Origin of the sequence: Rugamonas fusca (genome assembly GCF_014042365.1) — a bacterium.
In the GTDB taxonomy this organism is placed as follows: Bacteria; Pseudomonadota; Gammaproteobacteria; order Burkholderiales; family Burkholderiaceae_D; genus Rugamonas; species Rugamonas fusca.
On sequence record NZ_JACEZS010000018.1, the window covers coordinates 91,514 to 110,948 of the forward strand.

Here is a 19,435-nt window from a genome sequence, read left to right on the forward strand (position 1 = left end):
TCTGAAAAAGCAGCCTTACGGCCCCATCATCACAACGGCCTGGGTGACCACGTTGCCGCCGCGCGGGCCGGAAATGCGGGCCGTGACGACGTAATGCAGTTGCGGCTGGCCCTGGTAGCTGGGCGCGTTCGAGGCCAGGCTGGAGCCGGTGGGCGTGGGCGCGGCCACGGCCGACTTGGCCGCGCTGAGCATGCAATTGTTCTGGGGCGGGCCGACGTCGTTGTAGGCGCCCGGGAAATCGCACATGCGGTGGATCACGTACTCGACCTGGTTGCCGGCCGTGTCGGCGAGGGTGACGGAACCGGCCCAGAATTCGGGCGAGCTGACCGTCCACGCCGTGTTCAGGGTGGCCACATAGCCCTGGGCGGGCACGTCGGCCGTCAACACGGCCTTGCTGGGCAAGCCCTTGAGCCAGGCGAAGGCCGTGTGCACACCCAGGTCGGCCGCCTTGCTGAGCGAGGAGTCGTAGGCCAGGTTGGCCGTGGTGAGCGTGGTCGAGGTGCTCGACTTGAGCAGGTAGATGCTGCCGACCAGCATCACGGTCAGCATGATCAGCATGACCGGCAAGGCGACGCCGGCCTGGCGGCGGGAGCGTGATTGCGCCATCATGGCCTCCATTCCGCGTTACGCAACGATACGATGGTTTCGAACACCCGGTAGCGGTAGCATTTCCAGTCGATCGGGTCGCCCGCCACCGCCACGTTGACCGTCACGGGCACGGCCGCCACCCCGGCCGGCGCCACGCTGGTGAACACTTGCGGCTGTACCGTGGTGGCCGAGCAGTTGCCGTGGCTGTCGGGCTTCTCCGCGCTCTTGCTGCGCGCAACGACGGCGATGCGCACGGCCGCGATGCGCTGGAAGTCGCCGGCGCCGCCCGTGTCGGCGTCGCCGTCGGCGTTGATCATGGTGCTGCTCCATTGCCCCACCTGCATGCCATCCTTGTCGGGCGCCGGATCGTAGCCGGGCAGCACGCGCGTGTCGAAGCCATACTGGGCCTTGATGGAGACCACGTTGTCGATCACGGACACCGGTTGCTGCGAGGCGCCAGCCAGGTCGGTGGCGCGCAGCAGCAGGATGCCGTTGTTGACCGACCAGCTATGGAACGCCAGCCGGCTGCCCGGCCCCAGATTGTAGACGCGGGCCTGGCCGGCGCCGAAATTGGCGCCCAGGCCGCCGGCCGTGTTGAAACGGTAGGCACTGCCGGCGGAAAAATCGATCCCGTCATCGTTGGGGAATGGCGGAATGGAGGCCACCTGGGCCAGCGCGCACTTGGTGGCCCCGGCCGGTTCCGGTGCCACCACGATCACGTCGCCCTGGTTGAAGCCATAGGGCGCGCGCGTGGCGATTTTCAACACGCTGCCGCCGGCATACGCCAAACTGCTTTTGACCGAACCGACGGCCGCTGGCGAAGTGCCGGTGTAGAAGGTGATGCGGTCCGGATTGGCGCCGCCATCCTCGATGATCACGGCCGACATGGGCGTGATGACGGCGCCATTGCGGGGCGCCGGCGCCAGCGTGTAGCCGCTGGCGTCGGTAAACACCGTGTCGCAGCCGGCCACCAGCGTGTCGTTCAAGCCCCAGCCGGCCTGGGCCGCGTCGTTCTGCATGGAGAACAGGGCCAGCATGCCGTTCTGCATGGCGTCCGAGCCGCCCAGCGAAGCGTTGCGGTTGATCTCGGCGTTGGTGATCAGGCGCGTGGCGAACAGCAGCGCCAGCATGCCCACCACCACGCTGACCATCAGTTCGATCAGCGAAAAACCGCCGCGCCGGCGGGGGGAAAGTGAGTTCGTCATGTCAGAAACCGATGTAGGAAGTGACCCGGTGGACGTTTTCAGCGCCGCCATTCTTGCGCGTCCAGCGGATGGCGACGTCGACCTGGTAGCGCCGGTTCTGCCCGGTCACGGCCACCGTGATCCTGGCGCCCGGAATGTAGGTCTGGGTCTCCGTCACCCACGGCGCCAGCGCCGTGCTGGGCGCGGCCGCGCCATCGTACACATAGCCGCCCGCCGCCACGTTGGCCAGGTCCGCGTTCATCACGCCCAGCAGCTTTTCCGTGGCCATGGTGGCCTCGGCCCGCATGCTGGCGTCGGACAGGGCCGAATAGGCGCGCGCCTGCAAGCCTATGGTGCCCAGCAAGCCTATGCCCAGCAGCAGCACGGCCAGCATCACTTCGAGCAGGGCCACGCCGCCCTGGCGGCGCGATGGCATCATCTTCATGGCGGGCACCCCCGTGAATCGCCGGCCGCCACCGTGGGGTCGCACTTGCTGGCCATGCCGGCCAGCGTGACGGCCACCGCCACCGTGGGTACCGCTTTGGCATAGCGCGCGTCGGGATCGAGCCGCAGGCGCGTCAGGTTCAGCGCGTAGCTGGTATCGACCCAGCCCAGCGCCGTGTAATAGATTTTCGAGGCGCCGTCGGGCTGGAAGGACGGCGCGAGCACATCGGTGGACGGCAGGTTGTCGGCCGCGCGGAACACGGAGGTGTAGCCGTTGACCCCTTCGGGATCGTTGTCGGCCGGCGTGGTGGTGGTGGACCAGCCGCCTGCGCCGTCATTGCACGGCAGGCCAGGCTGGGGGAAGCAGATGTCGACCTGCCAGTCCATCTGGCCGCTGACGGCATTGGTGGTCAGCACGATGCGGCTGGCCGCGTTGTGGCTGACGGCCTGGCGCCGGGCCATGCTGAAGCCTTCCTGGTAGAACTCGCTGGCCGAACGGACTTTGCTGCTGAGCACCCAGGTGCTCATGGCCGGGATGCCGACGGCCAGCATCACGGCGAACACCGTGAGCGTGATCAGCACCTCGATCAGTGTGAAGCCCTTGTTTAGTTGGAGCATGATCCACCCTTGTGGTCGACCCAGCAGCTGGTGCTGGTGCCCCAGCCGGCCGGGCTGCCGGTGGTGGCGCGGGTGCCGTTCTGGTCTATCGTGTAGACGAAGCCGGCCACCTTGCCGATGCCGGTCGCCGTCACCGTGTAGGCGGACGCCGAGGCCCCGCTCAGGGCGTAGGTGAAGTTGGCGGTGGCGGCCGGGAAGTTGATGGCCGTGTCAAAGCCCACATAGGTGCGGTTGTTGGACCAGAATTGCTCGGCCGCCGGTTGCGCCGTGCCCAGGGCCGAGAACGCTTCCGTCAAGCGGCCCCGGATCACATAATCGTTATAGGCCGGCATGGCGACCGCCATCAGGATGCCGACAATCACCACCGTGACGAGGACTTCGATCAGGGTAAAGCCGTTCTTGACGCGTTTCATGTGCCATGCTCCCGAAGATGATGCCGGCCCATTGCCGGCGAACCATAGTGCTGGCAAGTATGGTAGCGCCCCAAGCTTTCATTTCCCTGAGGAAATGCTGACAAATTCCTGACAACGGGCGCCGGCGCCGCACAGGCCGCAAAAAACCTTGCCGTTGCAACAATGCGTGAGTTTCCCGTCGACTAGACCGGGTGACAATGTTTCCTATGAACCCAGTTCGGAAGCCGCCATGTTGACCCGTTTCTTGCGATTATCACTGCGCACCGCCGCGCTGGCCGCCGGCGCAACCTTGTTCGCCGCACCCGCCGCCGCCCAGGCCGGCGCGCCGGCCTGCGCCATCCACGCCGGCCCCGTGCCCCGCGTGCAAGTGGACCAGCCCTTCCAGCTGCGGCTGGGCGCACCGTGCGACTGCACCACGTTCGCCGCGCTGGCCCAAGTGGACTTGCTGGTCAAGGGACTGGACACGGGCTTGCATCCGCTCAGCTGCGATCCGGCCGGCCCCACCGTGTCGTTCATGCTCAGCCGTAACGCCAGCGCAGCGGCCGGCCCGGCCGGCAGGGCGGCCTGGGAAGCCATGCTGGGGGACTTCTGGAGCGGCAATGGCGCCGACGGCGCGCGCCAGCTGGCCTACAGCCTGGTGCAGCAAGGCACGCTGCTGGGCGCCGGCACGCTGGCGCTGCAGACCTGGAGCAGCACATCCTTGCTGCTGGGAACGCTCATGCTGGCGGCCGTGTGGGCCGGCCTGATCGTGCTGGGCAAGTACAGCGGCATGTTGCGCGATGCCGGCACGCCCGCCCTGCCCGCCTGCCAGCGCAGCTACAGCCTGGGACGGGTGCAAATGGCGTGGTGGTTCGCCATCGTCATCGGCGCCTACATCTTCCTGTGGACACTGACGGGGCAGGTACCTGTGATGAGCACGCAGGCATTGGCGCTGGCCGGGCTCTCCAGCGCCACGGGCCTGACGGCGGCCGCGCTCGACGCGGGCCAGGGCAGGCCCGCCCCCTGCGGCAGCGGCAACCTGCTGCTGGACTTGCTGACGGACGCCAATGGCGTGACCATCTACCGCTTCCAGCTGCTGGTGAGCAACCTGCTGTTCGGCCTGTTTTTCCTGGTGAGCGTGGTACGTGAACTGGCCATGCCCGATTTCGATCCCAGCGTACTGACGCTGCTGGGCCTGAGCGCGGCCACCTACACGGGATTCAAGATCCCGGAACAGCAGGGCCCGCCGCCGGGCCTGGCCGCCACGGCGGCGCCGCCGGTTGTTACCCCGCTGGCGGCGAGCGCAACGCCGGCGCTGGCCCCTGGCGCACCGGGGGCGCCCGCCACGGCCCCGGCGGCGCAGGTCGTCACGGCCGCGGCGGCCACGGGCGCGCCGGCGGCCGGCGGCTGAGCGTGGGCGCCGCTCCGGCGCTCACAACACGGCGTGGATGGCGCTGCTGATCTGGGCCTGCAAGCCCACCAGGTCGACCGTCGTGCCCGCGCCGTGCGCCACGGCCGTGTAGATGCCGTCGCCATTGCCATCGGCGAACACTTCGTAGCGGGTGTGCGTGCCCTGGGTGTGAAACTCGGCCACGTAACCGGGCGCCAGCTGGGTGTAGGTGGTGGCCGCGCTGGCCGCCACCGTCTTTAGCGTGCCGTCTGGCAGCACGTGCTGCACCTGGCCCACCACGCCATTGGCGTCGATGGCGAAGGTGTCGCGCTCGAACGGTTCCACGGCCAGCCGGGTGGTGGCCGCGCCGGCCTGGATGATGGTCTCGGTGGTGGCGGCGACGGCGTACAGCCCGGCGCTGCCGGTCTGCACGTAGCTGATGGTCTCCACTTCGTTGCCCTGCACCACCGTCTCGGTGACCGTGCCGGTGCCGACCGTGAACGTGGCCGTGGGCGCGATCCGCACCTCATGCGTGCTGGTGTGGCTGCCGTGGCCCTGGGTGACCGACATGGCCGTCACGGCGCCGCCGCTGATGGTGAAGCCATAGCCGGACAGCGCGCCATGGTCGTTGCTGGTCGATGGCTGGGCCACCACCAGGGATCTCGACACCAGGTGATACAAGGTGGCGTCGGTGCTGTCCTGCGCGAATTGCAGCGTGGTGGTGGTGTGGCTGCCGCTCAAGGTTTCCGTCACCGTGCCACTGCCGACGACGAACGTGGCGTTGGCCGGCAAGTGCATGCTGATGCTGTGGCTGCCGACCACCCTTGCCTCCCCCGTCACCTGGCCGTTGCTGATGTCAAAGCGCACGCCGCCCGTGTCCGGATGTTCCGCCATTGCGTCCATGTTGATTCCCCCATGTTGTTGGTGGAACTAGCGTAGGTGAAGCCTGGAGCAAACTCAACAGTGCGAGTGTAAAACCCGGTACGGAAAGTATTTCAAATTGTAAGCACGCGCGTATCGGCAACCGCGCGGCGCCCGCGCCTCAGCCGGGGAAACGCACTGCGAAGCGGGCGCCGCGGCCGTCGGCGCCCGCGTCCAGCGTGATGGCCGCGCCGTGCGCCTGGGCGATGTCGCGCACGATGGCCAGGCCCAGGCCGCTGCCGTGGGTCTTGTCGTCCAGGCGCACGTAGCGGCTGAACACCTGGTCGCGCTTGGCCGGTGGTATGCCGGGACCGGAATCCTCGACCGCCAGCATGCCGCCGCCATCGACCGGCTGGCAGCTGACCGTGACCGTGCCGTGCGCGGGCGTGTAACGGATGGCGTTGTCGATCAGGTTGTCGATCAGGTCGCGCAACAGGAAGCGGTCGCCCTGCACGGTGGTGGGCGCCAGGTCGAAGCCCAGGTCGATGTGCTTGAGCGCGGCCTGCTCGACGAAATGCTGGATCGCATCCTCGACCAGGCTGGCCAGCGCCACCGGCTCCAGCCGGGTCTTCTCGAAATGGCTGGGCTCGGCGCGCGCCAGCGCCAGCAGCTGGTTGGTCTGCCGTATCATGCGTTCCGTGGACGACAGCATCAGCCGCACCGACTGCGCCGTGTCCGGCTCGGCGTGGCGCTGGGCCAGCCATTCGAGCTGGGTCTTGAGCCCGGCCAGCGGGGTGCGCAACTGGTGCGCCACATTGGCCAGGAAATCATGCTGGGCCCGCGCGCCATCGCTGACCCGTCCCAGCAAACCGTTGAAGGCCAGCACCACAGGTGCCAGCTCGAACGGCACCCGCTGCATGCTGATGGGCGACAGGTCGTCGCCGGCGCGCGCGTTCAGGTCGGCCCGCATGCGGTTCAGCGGCGCCAGGCCATTGGTGACGGAAAACCAGATCAGGCCCAGCGAGGCCAGCGTGAAGGCCGCCTCCAGCAACAGCAGCACGCGCACGATGGCGGCACGGACCTGGCCGCGCTTGCGCAGCGTCTTGGCGACGGTGATCACGGGCCCGCCCGGCGCCGGGCGCAGCGCCACGGCCCGCACGGCTTCGCCGCGCATGCGCGCAGCGTAGGCCGATGGCGCAGCCTGGCCTGAGGCGCCCACGTGCGCGGCCGGCGGCGCGGGAAAATCGGCGTCGCCGGCCAGCAGTGCGCCGGCACCGGCCCCGCTCCCGTCGCGCACGGCGAAGAACACGGCGTCCGTCTGGTCGTTACGCAGCACCTGCTCGGCCTGGCGCGGCAAGTCGATGCGCCAGCGGCCCAAGTCATCGCGCGCCAGGCGCGCGCCCAGCGCCCCGGCCGCGTCCGACAGCGCCTGGTCAAAGGCGGCCTGGGCCGGCATCCACGCCAGCAGATAAGTGAGCGCGCCGCCGGCCAGGTTCAGCAGCAGGATCGGACCGATCAGCCAGCGCAGCAGGCGCAGGCGGATGCTAGGCATGGCCGGGCGCCGTCGCTTCCAGCATGTAGCCAAAGCCGCGGATGGTGCGGATGCTGATGCCGGCGTCGGCGATCTTCAGGCGCAGGCGCGAGATATAGACTTCCACCGCGTTCAGCGTCAGGTCGTCGCCCCAGGGCAGGATGGCGTCGATGATCTGCTGCTTGGACACCACGCGCGAACCGTGCTGCAACAAGTATTCGAGCACGGCCCACTCGCGCACGGACAGCTCGATCACCCGCTCGCCGATGCGGGCCCGCTTGGCCGTGGTGTCGAGCGTGAGCGCGCCCAGCGACAACACGGTGGGCTGGGGCGCGTTGCGCCGTGCCAGCGCCCGCACCCGCGCCACCAGCTCGGCGGTGGCGAACGGCTTGACCAGGTAATCATCGGCGCCCAGCTCCAGGCCCTGCACCCGGTCCTCGATGGCGTCGCGCGCCGTCAGCAGCAGCACCGGGATGGTGCCGCCGCGCAGGCGCAGCCGGCGCACCACCTCGAAGCCATCGATGCCGGGCAGGCCGATGTCGAGCACCACCACGTCGGCCGCGCCGGGGCGCTGCAACAGCTGGTCGGCCTGGTCGCCATGGCGCACCACGTCCACCGCCATGCCGTGCCCGGCCAGCGCGCGCGCCAGCCCGTCGGCCAGCACGGCATCGTCTTCCACCACTAGTACGTGCATGCTCTGAGAAATAAGAAGGAATCAACACGGGCCAGTGCCCGCTGCTCGCATTATGCGGCATTTGTTGCACAGACCCAAACCAAAACCACATGACGCAATGCCGCATGAGACAAATTCATCATGCTGTCATATTTACCGTGCATTATTGCAATGAAGAAACACCAATTCTATTATGGAAAATACATGACTTCCCTTCTCCAGCCTGCCATCGCCCTGATGCAGCGCCTGCGCCTGCTGCCCAAATTCACCCTGATCTGCCTCGTGTTCCTGTTGCCGCTGCTGCTGGTGACGGCCATGCTGATGCAGGAGCTGCACAAATCCATCGCCCGCACGGAACAGGAACAGCGCGGCGTGGCCTACATCGTGCAATTGCAGGAAATCACCCGCCTGACCCAGCAACTGCGGGCCCTGGAGCATTTGCGCCACGCCAGCCCGGCCAACGCGGCGCCGGCGCCCCAGCGCGACGCCATCGCCCAGCGCATGCGCCAGCTCGACGCGTTCCAGGCCGACGCCGGCAGCGTGGCCGCCCTGCCCGAGTGGCAAGCGCTGAAAAAGCGCTGGGACGAGCTGCTGCAACGCCAGGCCACGCTGGACGCCAAGGACAGTTTCGCCCTGCACAGCGCGCTGGTGGCTGACATGGCGCACCTGACCACGCTGGTGGCCGATCGCGCCAACCTGAGCCTGGACCCGGAAGTGCAGACCTACTACCTGATCGCCTCGTTCCTGAAAACCTTCCCTGACATCGCCGAAGGCTTGTCCGTAATCGCCGGCCGCGGCGCCGCCTTCATCGACACCGGCTTGTTGGAGGGCAACGAGGATCAGCTGCTCAACGCCACGGCCATGATCGCCCACCACGACCTGGAACGGGTGCCGGCCCAGTTCGACGCCGTGTTCCGCAACAATCCCCAGCTCAAGCCCGTGCTGCAGCCGCAACTGGGCGCCGTGCCGGCCGCGCTGGCCTTCCTCGAACGCGCCAAGAACGAGGTGACCAACTCCTACAACCAGACCTCAGGCAAGGAATTCAACGCGGCCGGCAACCAGGCCATCGACGGCCTGTACGGCTTCTCGTCGGCCTCGGCCAAGGTGCTGGACCAGCTGCTGGCCGAGCGCATCGCGCGCGACCGCCTGCGCCGCAACCTGATGCTGGGCGCCGTGCTGGCGGTGGCGGCGCTGGCCGCCTACCTGTTCGCCGGCTTTTACATCTCCTTCTCGCTCGACATTGCCCACTTGCGCGGCGCCGTGCACAGTGCGGCGGCCGGCGACCTGACCGAGCGCATCAGCTCGCGCGGCAACGATGAAATCGGCGGCCTGGTCAACGCCTTCGGCGGCATGACGGGCGCGCTGGCCACGCTGGTGGCGGAAATCCGCAGCGGCGCCGGCGCCATCGCCGGCGCCACCGATGCGCTGGCCGAAGGCAACGCCAGCCTGTCGCACCACACCAGCAGCCAGAGCGAAGCGCTGGCCGAGACGGTGGCCTCCATGCGCCAGCTGACCGGCACCGTGCAGCGGGGCGCGGCCCACGCCCAGCGCGGCCACGAACTGATCGTCTCGGCGTCGGAACTGGCCCAGCGCGGCGGCCAGACGGTGGGCGCCGTGGTCGACACCATGGCCTCGATCCGGGGCAGCTCGAACCGCATCGTCGACATCATCGGCGTCATCAACGGCATCGCTTTCCAGACCAATATCCTGGCCTTGAACGCGGCCGTGGAAGCGGCCCGGGCCGGTGAACAGGGGCGCGGCTTCGCCGTGGTGGCCGGCGAGGTGCGCAACCTGGCCCAGCGCTCGGCGGCGGCCGCGCTGGAAATCAAGCAATTGATCGGCGACTCCGTGGCCCAGGTGGAAGCGGGCAGCGAACTGGTGGCCGTGGCCGGCAGCACCATGGACGACGTGGTGCAGGCCGTGCGCGAAGCTGCCGCCATGATCGAGCAGATCAGTGCCGCCGAGGCCGGCCAGAGCGCCGACATCGCCCAGGTCGGCGCGGCGCTGGCCCGCATCGACCAGATGACGGGACAAAATGCGGTGCTGGTGCGCCAGGCCAGCGATGGCTCGGACCGCCTGCACGCGGAAACGGCCCAGCTGGCCAAGGCCGTCAGCCGCTTCCGCCTGGACCGGGCCGACGCCGCGCCCGCCGCCGCTCACCCGGCGGCAGCCACGTCCGCGCCCGCCACGGCCGGCGCGCTGCCAGCCGTGGCGCCGGCCGGCGCCTGGTCGGCCAACAAGCCACGACTGGCCCCGCGCCAGGCGCCGGAGCAGCGGCCGCACCAGCGCCGCGCCTGATGCAGCATGACAGGGCCGGGTCTGGCTCTGCAGTAGGAATAGGCTGACAAAGCTGCATGTTGCTAACCTACATGGGGGCGACTAGTCCTCTTATGTTCGCTATCTAACTTAACGCTTAAAGTAACTGCACTACGCGAGGCGTTTGTTATCCGCCTCGCCTGCCATCTGTACTTTAAGTCTGCGAGGAAGAAAATGAACAACACTCAACTTGTTGCCATCGACGAAGCGCCGCGCGCCCGTGGCGCCTCCGCCCAATCGCGCGAGCTCAAGCTTGTGTCACGGCCGGTTGTCAGCCACAGCGGTACCCAGCAGAACGAGTTGCTGGCCGCCCTCCCGCGCGAAGTGCTGGAATCGCTGTTCGAACACCTGGAACTGGTACAACTGCCGTTCGGCAAGGAACTTTTCACCTACGGCGCCACGCTCGATTACGTGTACTTCCCCACCACGGCCATCGTGTCGTTGCTGTATGTGATGGAAGACGGCGCCACCACGGAAATCGCGGTGGTCGGCCATGAAGGCGTGGCTGGCGTGTCGCTGTTCGCCGGTGAACGGGCCATGTGCAGCGCCGTGGTGCAAAGCGCTGGCTATGGCTACCGTCTCAAGGCCCAGCAACTGCGCGACGCCTTCAACCAGGGCGGCGCCCTGCCCCAGCTGCTGATGCGCTACAACACGGCCCTGTTCGCGCAAATGGCGCAAAACACGGTGGGCGGCATGCACAGCTCGATCGAACAGAAACTGTGCCGCTGGCTGCTGGACCGCCTCGATCGTTCACCCTCGAACGAATTGAAAGTGACGCAAGAAATGATTTCCATCATGCTCGGCGTACGGCGCGAAAGCATCACGGCCGCCGCCGGCAAGCTGCAGGACGAAGGCATGATCACCTATCGCCGCGGCAACATCACGGTGCTCGATCGTCCAGGTCTGGAACAGTATGCGGGCGAGTGCTACAAGGTGGCGAAGACGGAATATGACCGTCTGCTGCTGGATGTGGCGCGCTGCTGACCGCACTGTTGACCGCGCTGTTGAGCGCGCTGTTGACCGCATTACTGACCGCATTGCCGACACTGCCCGCGCCGCAGGTCGGCGCACCCGCGGCAGCGCCGGGGGTCGCTGCGTTGGTCGCCGTATTTGCCGTATTTGACGCATTGGCCGCGTTCGCCGCATTGGCCGCCATGGCCGCCAGTTCGGGCGGCTGTGCCACCCCGGCCGCCGGCTTGCGGCGCAACGGGATGTGCGCTTCCACACACGTTCCCGCATCATTGCGGCCACGCCGTATGGTCAGCGTGCCGCCCAGCAGCAAGGCCCGCTCCCGCATCCCCAGGATGCCGTGCGACATGGGCTTGGCCACCGTGTTGGCCGCAATCCCCACGCCATCATCGATCACGCGCAGCACCAGGCCATCCACGGTGCGGCGCAGCATGACGGACACCCGGCCCGCCTTGGCGTACTTGCGGATATTGGTCAGCGATTCCTGGACGATGCGGAACAGCGCGATCGACAAATCGCCCGAGCGGCCCGCATCCTTTTCCAGCTCCGCTGAAATGTCGACGTCGCAGCGCACCTGGGCCATACGGCTGAACTCGTCGCAATAGCTTTCGATGGCCGCGCACAGGCCCAGGTTGTCGAGCAGGCTGGGGCGCAGGTTCTCGACGATGCGGCGCTTCATCTCCACCGTCTCCACCAGCGTGGCGCGGGCGCGGCGCAACTGGGTGGCCAGTTCCGGCGCCGTCTTTTGCAATTGCTGGGTAACGGCCGCGATATCCATGCCGATCGAGGTCAGGTTGGCGCCCAGCTCGTCATGCAGTTCGCGCGACAGCCGCACCTTCTCCTCCTCGCTGATGCTGATCAGGTGGCGTGACAGCACGGACAACTGCTCGGTACGCTGTGCCACGGTCGATTCCAGGTTTTCATTGGCCTTTTGCAAGGCATGCTCGACGGCGGCCCGGTTCTGGAAACTGCGCCGCACCAGCTGATAGAACATGATCAGCACGATGATGGCCACGGCGTTGATGCCCATGCCCAGCAGCACGGCCTTTTGGTACTCGTGGTAGAACATGGCGCTGCGCGCGGCCAGCGTTTCATACTGTTCCTGCTCCATGATCACCACCTGGAGCCGGATCTCGTCCATGCTGGAGCGGCCATCGCTGACCTTGGCGATCTTGACGATCTCGTCCAGCCCGCCTTCGCGATAGACGTCGATCGACTGATTCAGCAGCGCCAGCTTGCGGCGCACCAAGGTACGGAGCTGGGCCAGGTTGCGCAGCTGGGACGGGCTGTCAGCCAGCAGCTTTTCCAGTTCCTTGAATTCGGCTTCCGATTCCGTCACGGCCGTGCGGGCCGGGCCCAGGTAGGATTCGCGGCCGGAGATGAAATAGCCGCGCAGGCTGCTTTCCGCATCCAGCACCAGCACGTTCAGGTATTGCAGGCGGTCGGCCACCCGCGAGCTCTGGCTTTGCAGGAAGTTGGCGCCCTTGAGCGACTGCAAATTGTGGAACAGGCTGAATCCATTGGCGATCAGGATCAGCACGCACGTAACGCACAATATGGTCTTGTACAGCGGCAGACGGTGCAAGGGTGCCGTCGTGGCGGTGAAATACATCCTGATAAGCATCCTTCGAGAGGTTAGTCGCACAGTTGCGCCAAGCTATCCCATTATAGTCTGGGCGGCCAACTGTCGCAGCGCAGCAGCCCTACCGTGCGCACCTCTCGCAATCAACTGGTTTCAGTCGAGCAGATTATTTTTCATCGCGTAATAGGTCAGGTCGCTGTTGGACTGCATGCCCATTTTTTCCATGATGCGGGTGCGGTAGGTGCTCACCGTCTTGATGCTCAGCGACAGGGCCACGCCGATGTCGCTCACGGTGGCGCCGCGGGCCAGCCGCAGGAACACCTGGAATTCGCGGTCCGACAGCTCCGTGTGGGGCGCCGTGTTGGGGTCGCGGTCGAAGGTCTGGGCCAGCAACTCGCCCACGGTGGCGCTCACGTAGCGCCGCCCCTGGTAGACGGTGCGCACGGCCGTGATCAGCTCGTCGGCTTCGCATTCCTTGTTCAGGTAGCCATTGGCGCCCATCTTGAACAGGTTGAGCGCGTACTGCTGGGCCGGATAGCCGGACAGGATCAGCACCGGCAAGTCCGGCTGGCCCTGGCGGATGGTGCGCAGCGTGTCGATACCGCTCTGGTCCGGCATGGCGATGTCAAGCAGCAGCACGTCGCAGATTTCGCGCCGTGCGATGTCGAGCGCCTCGCGCCCGCTACCCGCCTCGGCCACCACATCGAAGTCCTCGGCCGACGAAAAGATTTGCTTGAAGCCCGCGCGGACTATCTGGTGGTCGTCACAAATGGCAACGCGTATCATTGTTTCCCCTCGTGGCGCTGGAACCGGAACCGGCGGTTCCCTGTCTCACGCCACCTTCGCCAGTATATTTGCATACTGGCAAAAAAATAAACATTAATATTATAGCACTGAAGATTTAACATTGCGATTTAACACTCCCGCCAGCAGGGTTACGGCGTGGACGAAAAAAAAGACGCCTGGTGCGCGCCTTTTTTTCCACTGCGCCCGCTCACTGGAGCAGGGTCAGTATCGCCAACAGTTCGCTGCGTATCAGCGCCCGGTCCAAGGGCGGAACGGCGGCTGGCGGCGCGCTGCCGTCCAGGCCGGAGGCCCCATCATACTCCCCTTGCGCCGAATCGGTCGTCCGGCTGTCCAGTTTATTGCGCGCGCCACTGATGGTAAAGCCTTGTTCATAGAGCAGTTCGCGGATGCGCCGGATCAGCAGCACTTCATGGTGCTGGTAATAGCGCCGGTTGCCGCGTCGCTTGACGGGCTTGAGCTGGGTGAATTCCTGCTCCCAGTAGCGCAGCACGTGCGGCTTGACCCCGCACAGCTCGCTCACCTCGCCGATCGTGAAGTAGCGCTTGGCCGGAATCGGCGGCAATACGGCCAGTTCGGTCTTGGCGAGGCGGTCGTTCATGGCGGATCAGTCCCTGTCAGGCGGCACGGGCCATGGCCGGATTGCTTTCCTCGACCATGCCCTTGAGCTTCTGGCTGGCGTGGAAGGTCACCACGCGGCGCGCCGTGATGGGGATCTCCTCGCCCGTCTTGGGGTTGCGACCCGGCCGCTGCGGCTTGTCGCGCAGCTGGAAGTTGCCGAAACCGGACAGCTTGACGGCCTCGCCGCGCTCGAGCGCGTTGCGGATCTCGTCGAAGAAGGTCTCGACCATGTCCTTCGCTTCCCGCTTGTTGAGCCCGACTTGCTCGAACAGCAATTCGGCCAGCTCCGCCTTGGTCAGCGTCGGCAAATCTTTTTCCGCTTCCTGGCGTACCTTGGCCACCTGCATGGCGCGATGCAAATCGGCTGCCAGTGCGGATTGAAGGACGGCGGTATCCACGTCGTTGGTAGTAATTTTACAGCCCTGCCTTATCAAAATATGGGGGAATCCGGACCGGGCCGGACTCCCGTTGATTGCCCTCAGGCACGCAAGCGTGCGCCCTGCTTTTGCCTGACCGCATCGGCCAGCGCGGCCATCACGGCATCGACCACATCGTCCTGCAGGGTGTTTTGAGTATCTTGCAAGCTAAAGCGGAAAGCAAGCGATTTTTCGTCCGCCTCCAGCCCCTTGCCGCGATATTCATCAAACAAAACAATAGCTTGCACAATCTTGCCCTGTGGATTTTCTTGCACCACAGCATTAAATGCGTCGAGCAGGTCTTGCGCCGGCACGCTGTGCTTGACCACCACGGCCAGGTCGCGGGTGGCGCCGGGGAACTTGGAGATTTCCGCATAGACGGGCACAGAACGTTGCTCAAGAGCAGCGGCGTCGACTTCGAACACGACCGGCGCCTGCGGCAAGTCATACTTCTGCATCCAGCGCGGGTGCAGCTCGCCCAGGTAGCCCACGGTCTTGCCGTCCAGCTCGATGCGCGCCGAACGGCCGGGGTGCAGGGCCGGTTGCTCGGCCTTCACGAAACGGGCCACGGCCGGCGCGAACAACTGCTCCAGGTCGGCCTTGACGTCGAAGAAATCGACGTTGCGCGAGGCCTGGCCCCACTGCTCGTCGGCCACCGGACCGTAGGCCATGGCGGCCACGCGCTTGGGCTGGTGGTAGCCGGCCACGGTCAGCGGGCCATCGGCCACGCTGGCGTCGCGCAGGTAGACGGCGCCGATCTCGAACACGCGCACGCGGCTGGCCTTGCGGTTCAGATTGTAGCGCACGTTGGCCACCAGGCTGGCGATCAGCGACGAGCGCATCACGCTCAGCTGGCTGGCGATCGGGTTCTGCAGCTTGATCGGCGCGTCGTTGGCGCAGAAGTCCTGCTCCCAGGCCGCTTCCACGAAGCTCATGTTGACCACTTCCTGGTAACCGAGGTCGGCCAGCTGGTGACGCACGGCGAACGGCGAACGGGTGTTCTCGGGCGCGATGATCATGGTGTTGGCGGCCACCGGCGCCACGGTCGGGATGTTCTCGAAGCCGTACACGCGCGCCACTTCCTCGATCAGGTCTTCCTCGATCTCGATGTCGAAACGGTAGGTCGGCGCCGTCACGCTGAACACGCCGTCGGCCACCGTGAACGGCAGCGCCAGGCGGGTGAAGATGTCGGCGATGGCCGCGTCGTCCAGCGCCACGCCGATCACCTTGCGGGCGCGCTCGGCGCGCATGGACACGGGCTGGCGCTGCGGCAGGTTCACCACGTGGTCGTCGACCGGGCCGACCAGGGTTTGCGCCGTGCCGCAGATCTCCAGGATCAGCGCGGTGATGCGCTCGATGTGTTCCACGGTGGTGGCAAAGTCCACGCCGCGCTCGAAGCGGTGCGCGGCGTCGGTCGAGAAGTTGTAGCGGCGCGCGCGGCCCTGGATGGCGTTCGGATGCCAGAACGCCGCTTCCAGGTAAATGCTGTCCGTCTCCAGCGACACGGCCGTGGCGTCGCCGCCCATGATGCCGGCCAGCGATTCGAGTTCCTGGTCGTCGGCGATCACGCCCACCCATTCGTCCACCGTGATGGTGTTACCGTTGAGCAGCTTGATGGTTTCGCCGGCCTTGCCCCAGCGTACGTCCAGGCCGCCGTGGATCTTGGCCAGGTCGAACACGTGCGACGGACGGCCCAGTTCCAGCATCACATAGTTGGAAATGTCGACCAGGGCCGACACGGGGCGCTGGCCGCTGCGCTCGAGGCGCTGCTTCATCCAGTCCGGCGTGCTGGCCTTGGCGTTCAGGTGGCGGATCACGCGGCCCGAGAAGCGGCCGCACAGGTCAGGCGCCGACACTTTCACGGGCAGCACCTCGTCGCAGGTGACGGCCACGGGACGGCACTGGGGTGCGTTCAGCGGCACGCCCGTCAGGGCCGACACTTCGCGCGCCACGCCCAGCACGGACAGGCAGTCGGCCTTGTTCGGGGTCAGCTTGATGGTGAACTTGAGGTCGTTGAGCGCGTAGTAATCGCGGAAGTTCTTGCCGACCGGCGCGTCGTCGGGCAGCTCCAGCAGGCCCGCGCCCTCTTCCGACAGCTTCAGTTCCTTGGCCGAGCACAGCATGCCCTGCGACTCCACGCCGCGCAGCTGGCCCACCTTGATTTCGAACGGCTTGCCGTCCGCGCCGGGCGGCAGCATGGCGCCGGCCATCGCGCACACCACCTTCAGGCCGGGGCGCACGTTGGGCGCGCCGCACACGATGCTGAGCAAAGTGCCCGTGCCCACGTCCACCTGGCACACGTTCAGGCGGTCGGCGTTGGGGTGCTTCATCATCTCGCGCACGTGGCCCACCACCACGTTCGAGAACGGCGGCGCCACCGCTTCCACTTCTTCTACTTCCAGGCCGGACATCGTCAACAGATGGGCCAGTTCGTCCGAAGTCATCTTCGGATCGACCATGGTACGGAGCCAGTTTTCGGAAAATTGCATAATCAAGCTTTCAGCCGCAAAAATTGTTCAGAAAGCGGGAGCGCAATGGCGCTCGACCGCTAATGGTATAAACCGTTTAGACGATTAGTTGAACTGCTTGAGGAAACGCAGGTCGCCTTCGTAGAACAGGCGCAGGTCGTTGATCCCGTAGCGCAGCATGGTCAGGCGCTCGAGGCCGGAGCCGAACGCGAAGCCGATGTACTTTTCCGGGTCCAGCCCGAAATTGCGCACCACGGTCGGATGCACCTGGCCCGAGCCGGACACTTCCAGCCAGCGGCCTTTCAGGGGACCGGAGCCGAACGCGATGTCGATCTCGGCCGACGGTTCCGTGAACGGGAAGTACGAGGGGCGGAAGCGCACCTGCAGGTCGTCCGTCTCGAAGAAGGCCTTGACGAAGTTCAGGTACACGCCCTTCAGGTCGGCGAAGCTGATGTTTTCGGCGATCCACAGGCCTTCGACCTGGTGGAACATGGGCGAGTGGGTGGCGTCGCTGTCGACGCGGTAGGTGCGGCCCGGCGCGATCACCTTGATCGGCGGCGTGTGGCTGCGCGCGTAGCGCACCTGCATCGGGCTGGTGTGGGTGCGCAGCAGCAGCGGCTTGCCTTCGCTGTCGTTGCCTTCGATGTAGAAGGTGTCCTGCATGGAGCGGGCCGGATGGTTTTCCGGGCTGTTCAGGGCCGTGAAGTTGGTCCAGTCGTTCTCGATCTCGGGGCCGTCGGCCACGTCGAAACCGATCGAGCGGAAGATCGCTTCGACCCGCTCCCAGGTGCGCATGACGGGATGGATGCCGCCGCCGGCGCGGCCGCGGCCAGGCAGCGAGACGTCGATCGCCTCGGCATTCAAACGGGTTTGCATCTGGGCGTCGGCCAGCGCGTCGCGCCGGGCCGTCAGGGCCGCTTCGATCCGGCCCTTGGCGGCGTTGATCAGGGCGCCTTGCGCCTTGCGCTGCTCGGGGTCCAGCTTGCCCAGGCCCTTCATCAATTCGGTGATCTGGCCGGTCTTGCCCAGGTATTTGGCTTTGGCGTTTTCCAGTGCGGCCGCGTCATCTTGCGCGGCCATGAAATCCTGCACCGCGGAGGCGACGAGTTGTTCCAGGGAGTCCATGCTTTTCGTTTTCCTCAATCAAAAACGGGGCACAGGTATAACACCTTTGCCCCGTTCTTTTGGTCGCCACCCCTGGGGTGGCGCAGACAAAATCAATGCTTACGCAGCGATTTTTGCTTTCACAACGTTGACAATCGCAGCGAAGGCTGGCTTGTCCATCACAGCCATGTCGGCCAGGACTTTACGGTCCAGTTCGATCGAAGCTTTCTTCAGACCGTTCATGAATGCGCTGTACGTCACGCCATGCTCACGGGAAGCGGCGTTGATACGGGCGATCCACAGGCGGCGGAAGACGCGCTTCTTGTTACGACGGTCGCGGTAGGCGTACTGGCCAGCGCGCATCACTGCTTGCTTGGCAATACGGTATACCTTGCTGCGACGACCGCGGTAACCCTTGGCCAGGTTCAGTACTTTTTTATGACGGGCACGCGCAGTAACCCCACGTTTTACTCGAGGCATAGTAGCTCCTTAAATGAGTGTGAGATTAAGCGGATGGCATCATACGCAGTACGGACGTCACGTCCGAAGCGTTGATGTTACGGGTGCCGCGCAGCTGACGCTTGTTTTTGGTGGTCTTCTTGGTCAGGATGTGGCGTTTGAACGCCATACCCGATTTAACGGTACCACCTGGACGCACGCGAAAACGCTTTTTCGCGGAGCTTTTGGTTTTCATTTTTGGCATAGCAATCTGTCCTCTTACGGACAGCTCCATATCAACAGGATTGCAGGTGGCAACACAACGTTGCACTTAGATGCCTGCTTTCACTTGTTAGTGCAGCGGATGCGAGTCCACTACATTACAACAGCCGGCCATTATAGACCAACTGCCGCAATCGTGCACGCAAATTGCCACCGGCGCCCGGGCGGGCGCCGGCCGGCAGCTTGCGGCGTATTATTTCTTCTTCTTGGGAGCGAGCACCATGATCATCTGACGGCCTTCCATCTTCGGGAACTGCTCGACCTGGCCGAACGGTTCCAAATCGGCCTTCAAGCGTTCCAGCATGCGGAAGCCAATATCCTGGTGCGCCATCTCACGGCCGCGGAAGCGCAGCGTGATCTTGGTCTTGTCGCCATCTTCGAGGAATTTGACGAGGTTGCGCAGCTTGATATTGTAATCGCCGTCATCGGTACCGGGACGGAATTTGACTTCCTTCACCGAGATGACTTTCTGCTTCAATTTCGCTTCGTGAGCCTTTTTCTGCTCCGAATACTTGAATTTGCCGTAGTCCATCAAACGGCACACTGGTGGCTGCGCGGTTGGCGCGATTTCCACCAGGTCGACGTTTGCCTCTTCCGCCAGGCGGAAGGCTTCGGCCAAAGTCACGATACCGAGAGGCTCGTTATCGACCCCGCTTAAACGCATTTCAGGGGCAGTGATTTCGCCATTGATGCGATGCGACTTGTCAGTAGCTATGGTGTTTCCTTTTAATGTCTGATAGTTCGGCCGCGCTGC

At 65.4% G+C, this 19,435-nt stretch carries 20 protein-coding genes; 3 read left to right on the forward strand and 17 right to left on the reverse strand.

The window, feature by feature from the left end; translation table 11 throughout:
- Positions 1-15: 15 nt before the first annotated feature.
- Genes H3H36_RS19265 through H3H36_RS19285 form a run of 5 tightly spaced genes read right to left on the reverse strand, consistent with a single transcriptional unit; the run spans position 16 to position 3,247 of the window.
- On the reverse strand, positions 16-609 hold the full coding sequence (locus H3H36_RS19265; RefSeq protein WP_229219992.1) for a pilus assembly PilX family protein: 594 nt from the start codon (positions 607-609) through the stop codon (positions 16-18).
- Entirely contained in the window at positions 606-1,793 is a 1,188-nt protein-coding gene (locus tag H3H36_RS19270; RefSeq protein ID WP_182219718.1) for a PilW family protein, read from the reverse strand. The genes H3H36_RS19265 and H3H36_RS19270 overlap by 4 nt, the downstream gene beginning before the upstream one ends.
- Before the next feature lies 1 nt (position 1,794).
- Positions 1,795-2,217 (reverse strand): PilV family protein, encoded by a 423-nt coding sequence (locus H3H36_RS19275; RefSeq protein WP_182219719.1) that lies wholly within the window; start codon positions 2,215-2,217, stop codon positions 1,795-1,797.
- Positions 2,214-2,834, reverse strand: a complete 621-nt coding sequence (locus H3H36_RS19280; RefSeq protein ID WP_182219720.1) for a pilus assembly FimT family protein — start codon at positions 2,832-2,834, stop codon at positions 2,214-2,216. Before H3H36_RS19280 ends, H3H36_RS19275 begins: the two co-directional genes overlap by 4 nt.
- A complete protein-coding gene (locus H3H36_RS19285; RefSeq protein ID WP_182219721.1) occupies positions 2,822-3,247 on the reverse strand; it encodes a type IV pilin protein in 426 nt (141 codons plus the stop codon). The genes H3H36_RS19280 and H3H36_RS19285 overlap by 13 nt, the downstream gene beginning before the upstream one ends.
- Before the next feature lie 229 nt (positions 3,248-3,476).
- Between H3H36_RS19285 and H3H36_RS19290 the strand changes: the two genes are divergently transcribed.
- Complete coding sequence (locus tag H3H36_RS19290) at positions 3,477-4,637, forward strand: hypothetical protein (RefSeq protein ID WP_182219722.1); 1,161 nt, start codon at positions 3,477-3,479, stop codon at positions 4,635-4,637.
- Positions 4,638-4,658: 21 nt separating this feature from the next.
- On the opposite strand, the gene H3H36_RS19295 is transcribed toward H3H36_RS19290, so the two are convergent.
- From H3H36_RS19295 to H3H36_RS19305, 3 genes are all read right to left on the reverse strand, one after another.
- Positions 4,659-5,519, reverse strand: coding sequence for a hypothetical protein (locus H3H36_RS19295; RefSeq protein WP_182219723.1), 861 nt, complete (start codon positions 5,517-5,519; stop codon positions 4,659-4,661).
- 139 nt (positions 5,520-5,658) lie between these two features.
- Positions 5,659-7,029 carry a sensor histidine kinase gene (locus tag H3H36_RS19300; RefSeq protein ID WP_182219724.1) on the reverse strand — a complete coding sequence of 457 codons (1,371 nt, stop codon included), beginning with the start codon at positions 7,027-7,029 and terminating at the stop codon, positions 5,659-5,661.
- Complete coding sequence (locus H3H36_RS19305; RefSeq protein ID WP_182219725.1) at positions 7,022-7,702, reverse strand: response regulator transcription factor; 681 nt, start codon at positions 7,700-7,702, stop codon at positions 7,022-7,024. The genes H3H36_RS19300 and H3H36_RS19305 overlap by 8 nt, the downstream gene beginning before the upstream one ends.
- 183 nt (positions 7,703-7,885) lie before the next feature.
- On the opposite strand from H3H36_RS19305, the gene H3H36_RS19310 reads away from it, so the two are divergent.
- Positions 7,886-9,979, forward strand: a complete 2,094-nt coding sequence (locus H3H36_RS19310) for a methyl-accepting chemotaxis protein (protein WP_182219726.1) — start codon at positions 7,886-7,888, stop codon at positions 9,977-9,979.
- 192 nt (positions 9,980-10,171) lie between these two features.
- Positions 10,172-10,981 carry a Crp/Fnr family transcriptional regulator gene (locus H3H36_RS19315; RefSeq protein WP_182219727.1) on the forward strand — a complete coding sequence of 270 codons (810 nt, stop codon included), beginning with the start codon at positions 10,172-10,174 and terminating at the stop codon, positions 10,979-10,981.
- Here H3H36_RS19315 and H3H36_RS19320 read toward each other — a convergent pair.
- From H3H36_RS19320 to infC, 9 genes are all read right to left on the reverse strand, one after another.
- Positions 10,878-12,578 carry a CHASE3 domain-containing protein gene (locus H3H36_RS19320; RefSeq protein ID WP_182219728.1) on the reverse strand — a complete coding sequence of 567 codons (1,701 nt, stop codon included), beginning with the start codon at positions 12,576-12,578 and terminating at the stop codon, positions 10,878-10,880. The two genes, H3H36_RS19315 and H3H36_RS19320, sit on opposite strands and share 104 nt — an antisense overlap.
- 123 nt (positions 12,579-12,701) lie before the next feature.
- Positions 12,702-13,334 (reverse strand): response regulator, encoded by a 633-nt coding sequence (locus H3H36_RS19325; RefSeq protein WP_182162226.1) that lies wholly within the window; start codon positions 13,332-13,334, stop codon positions 12,702-12,704.
- Between the two features lie 208 nt (positions 13,335-13,542).
- Complete coding sequence (locus H3H36_RS19330) at positions 13,543-13,953, reverse strand: MerR family transcriptional regulator (RefSeq protein ID WP_182219729.1); 411 nt, start codon at positions 13,951-13,953, stop codon at positions 13,543-13,545.
- A gap of 16 nt (positions 13,954-13,969) precedes the next feature.
- Positions 13,970-14,320 (reverse strand): integration host factor subunit alpha, encoded by a 351-nt coding sequence (locus H3H36_RS19335; protein ID WP_182162222.1) that lies wholly within the window; start codon positions 14,318-14,320, stop codon positions 13,970-13,972.
- A gap of 131 nt (positions 14,321-14,451) precedes the next feature.
- Entirely contained in the window at positions 14,452-16,878 is a 2,427-nt protein-coding gene (gene pheT / locus H3H36_RS19340) for a phenylalanine--tRNA ligase subunit beta (protein WP_182219730.1), read from the reverse strand.
- A gap of 84 nt (positions 16,879-16,962) precedes the next feature.
- Positions 16,963-17,982: a phenylalanine--tRNA ligase subunit alpha gene (gene pheS / locus H3H36_RS19345; RefSeq protein WP_182219731.1), complete on the reverse strand. Its 1,020-nt coding sequence runs from the start codon at positions 17,980-17,982 to the stop codon at positions 16,963-16,965.
- Positions 17,983-18,081: 99 nt separating this feature from the next.
- A complete protein-coding gene (rplT, locus tag H3H36_RS19350; RefSeq protein WP_092271776.1) occupies positions 18,082-18,441 on the reverse strand; it encodes a 50S ribosomal protein L20 in 360 nt (119 codons plus the stop codon).
- 25 nt (positions 18,442-18,466) lie between these two features.
- Positions 18,467-18,664: a 50S ribosomal protein L35 gene (gene rpmI, locus H3H36_RS19355; protein ID WP_057262756.1), complete on the reverse strand. Its 198-nt coding sequence runs from the start codon at positions 18,662-18,664 to the stop codon at positions 18,467-18,469.
- Between the two features lie 210 nt (positions 18,665-18,874).
- Complete coding sequence (infC, locus tag H3H36_RS19360; RefSeq protein WP_182219740.1) at positions 18,875-19,396, reverse strand: translation initiation factor IF-3; 522 nt, start codon at positions 19,394-19,396, stop codon at positions 18,875-18,877.
- Between the last annotated feature and the right edge of the window lie 39 nt (positions 19,397-19,435).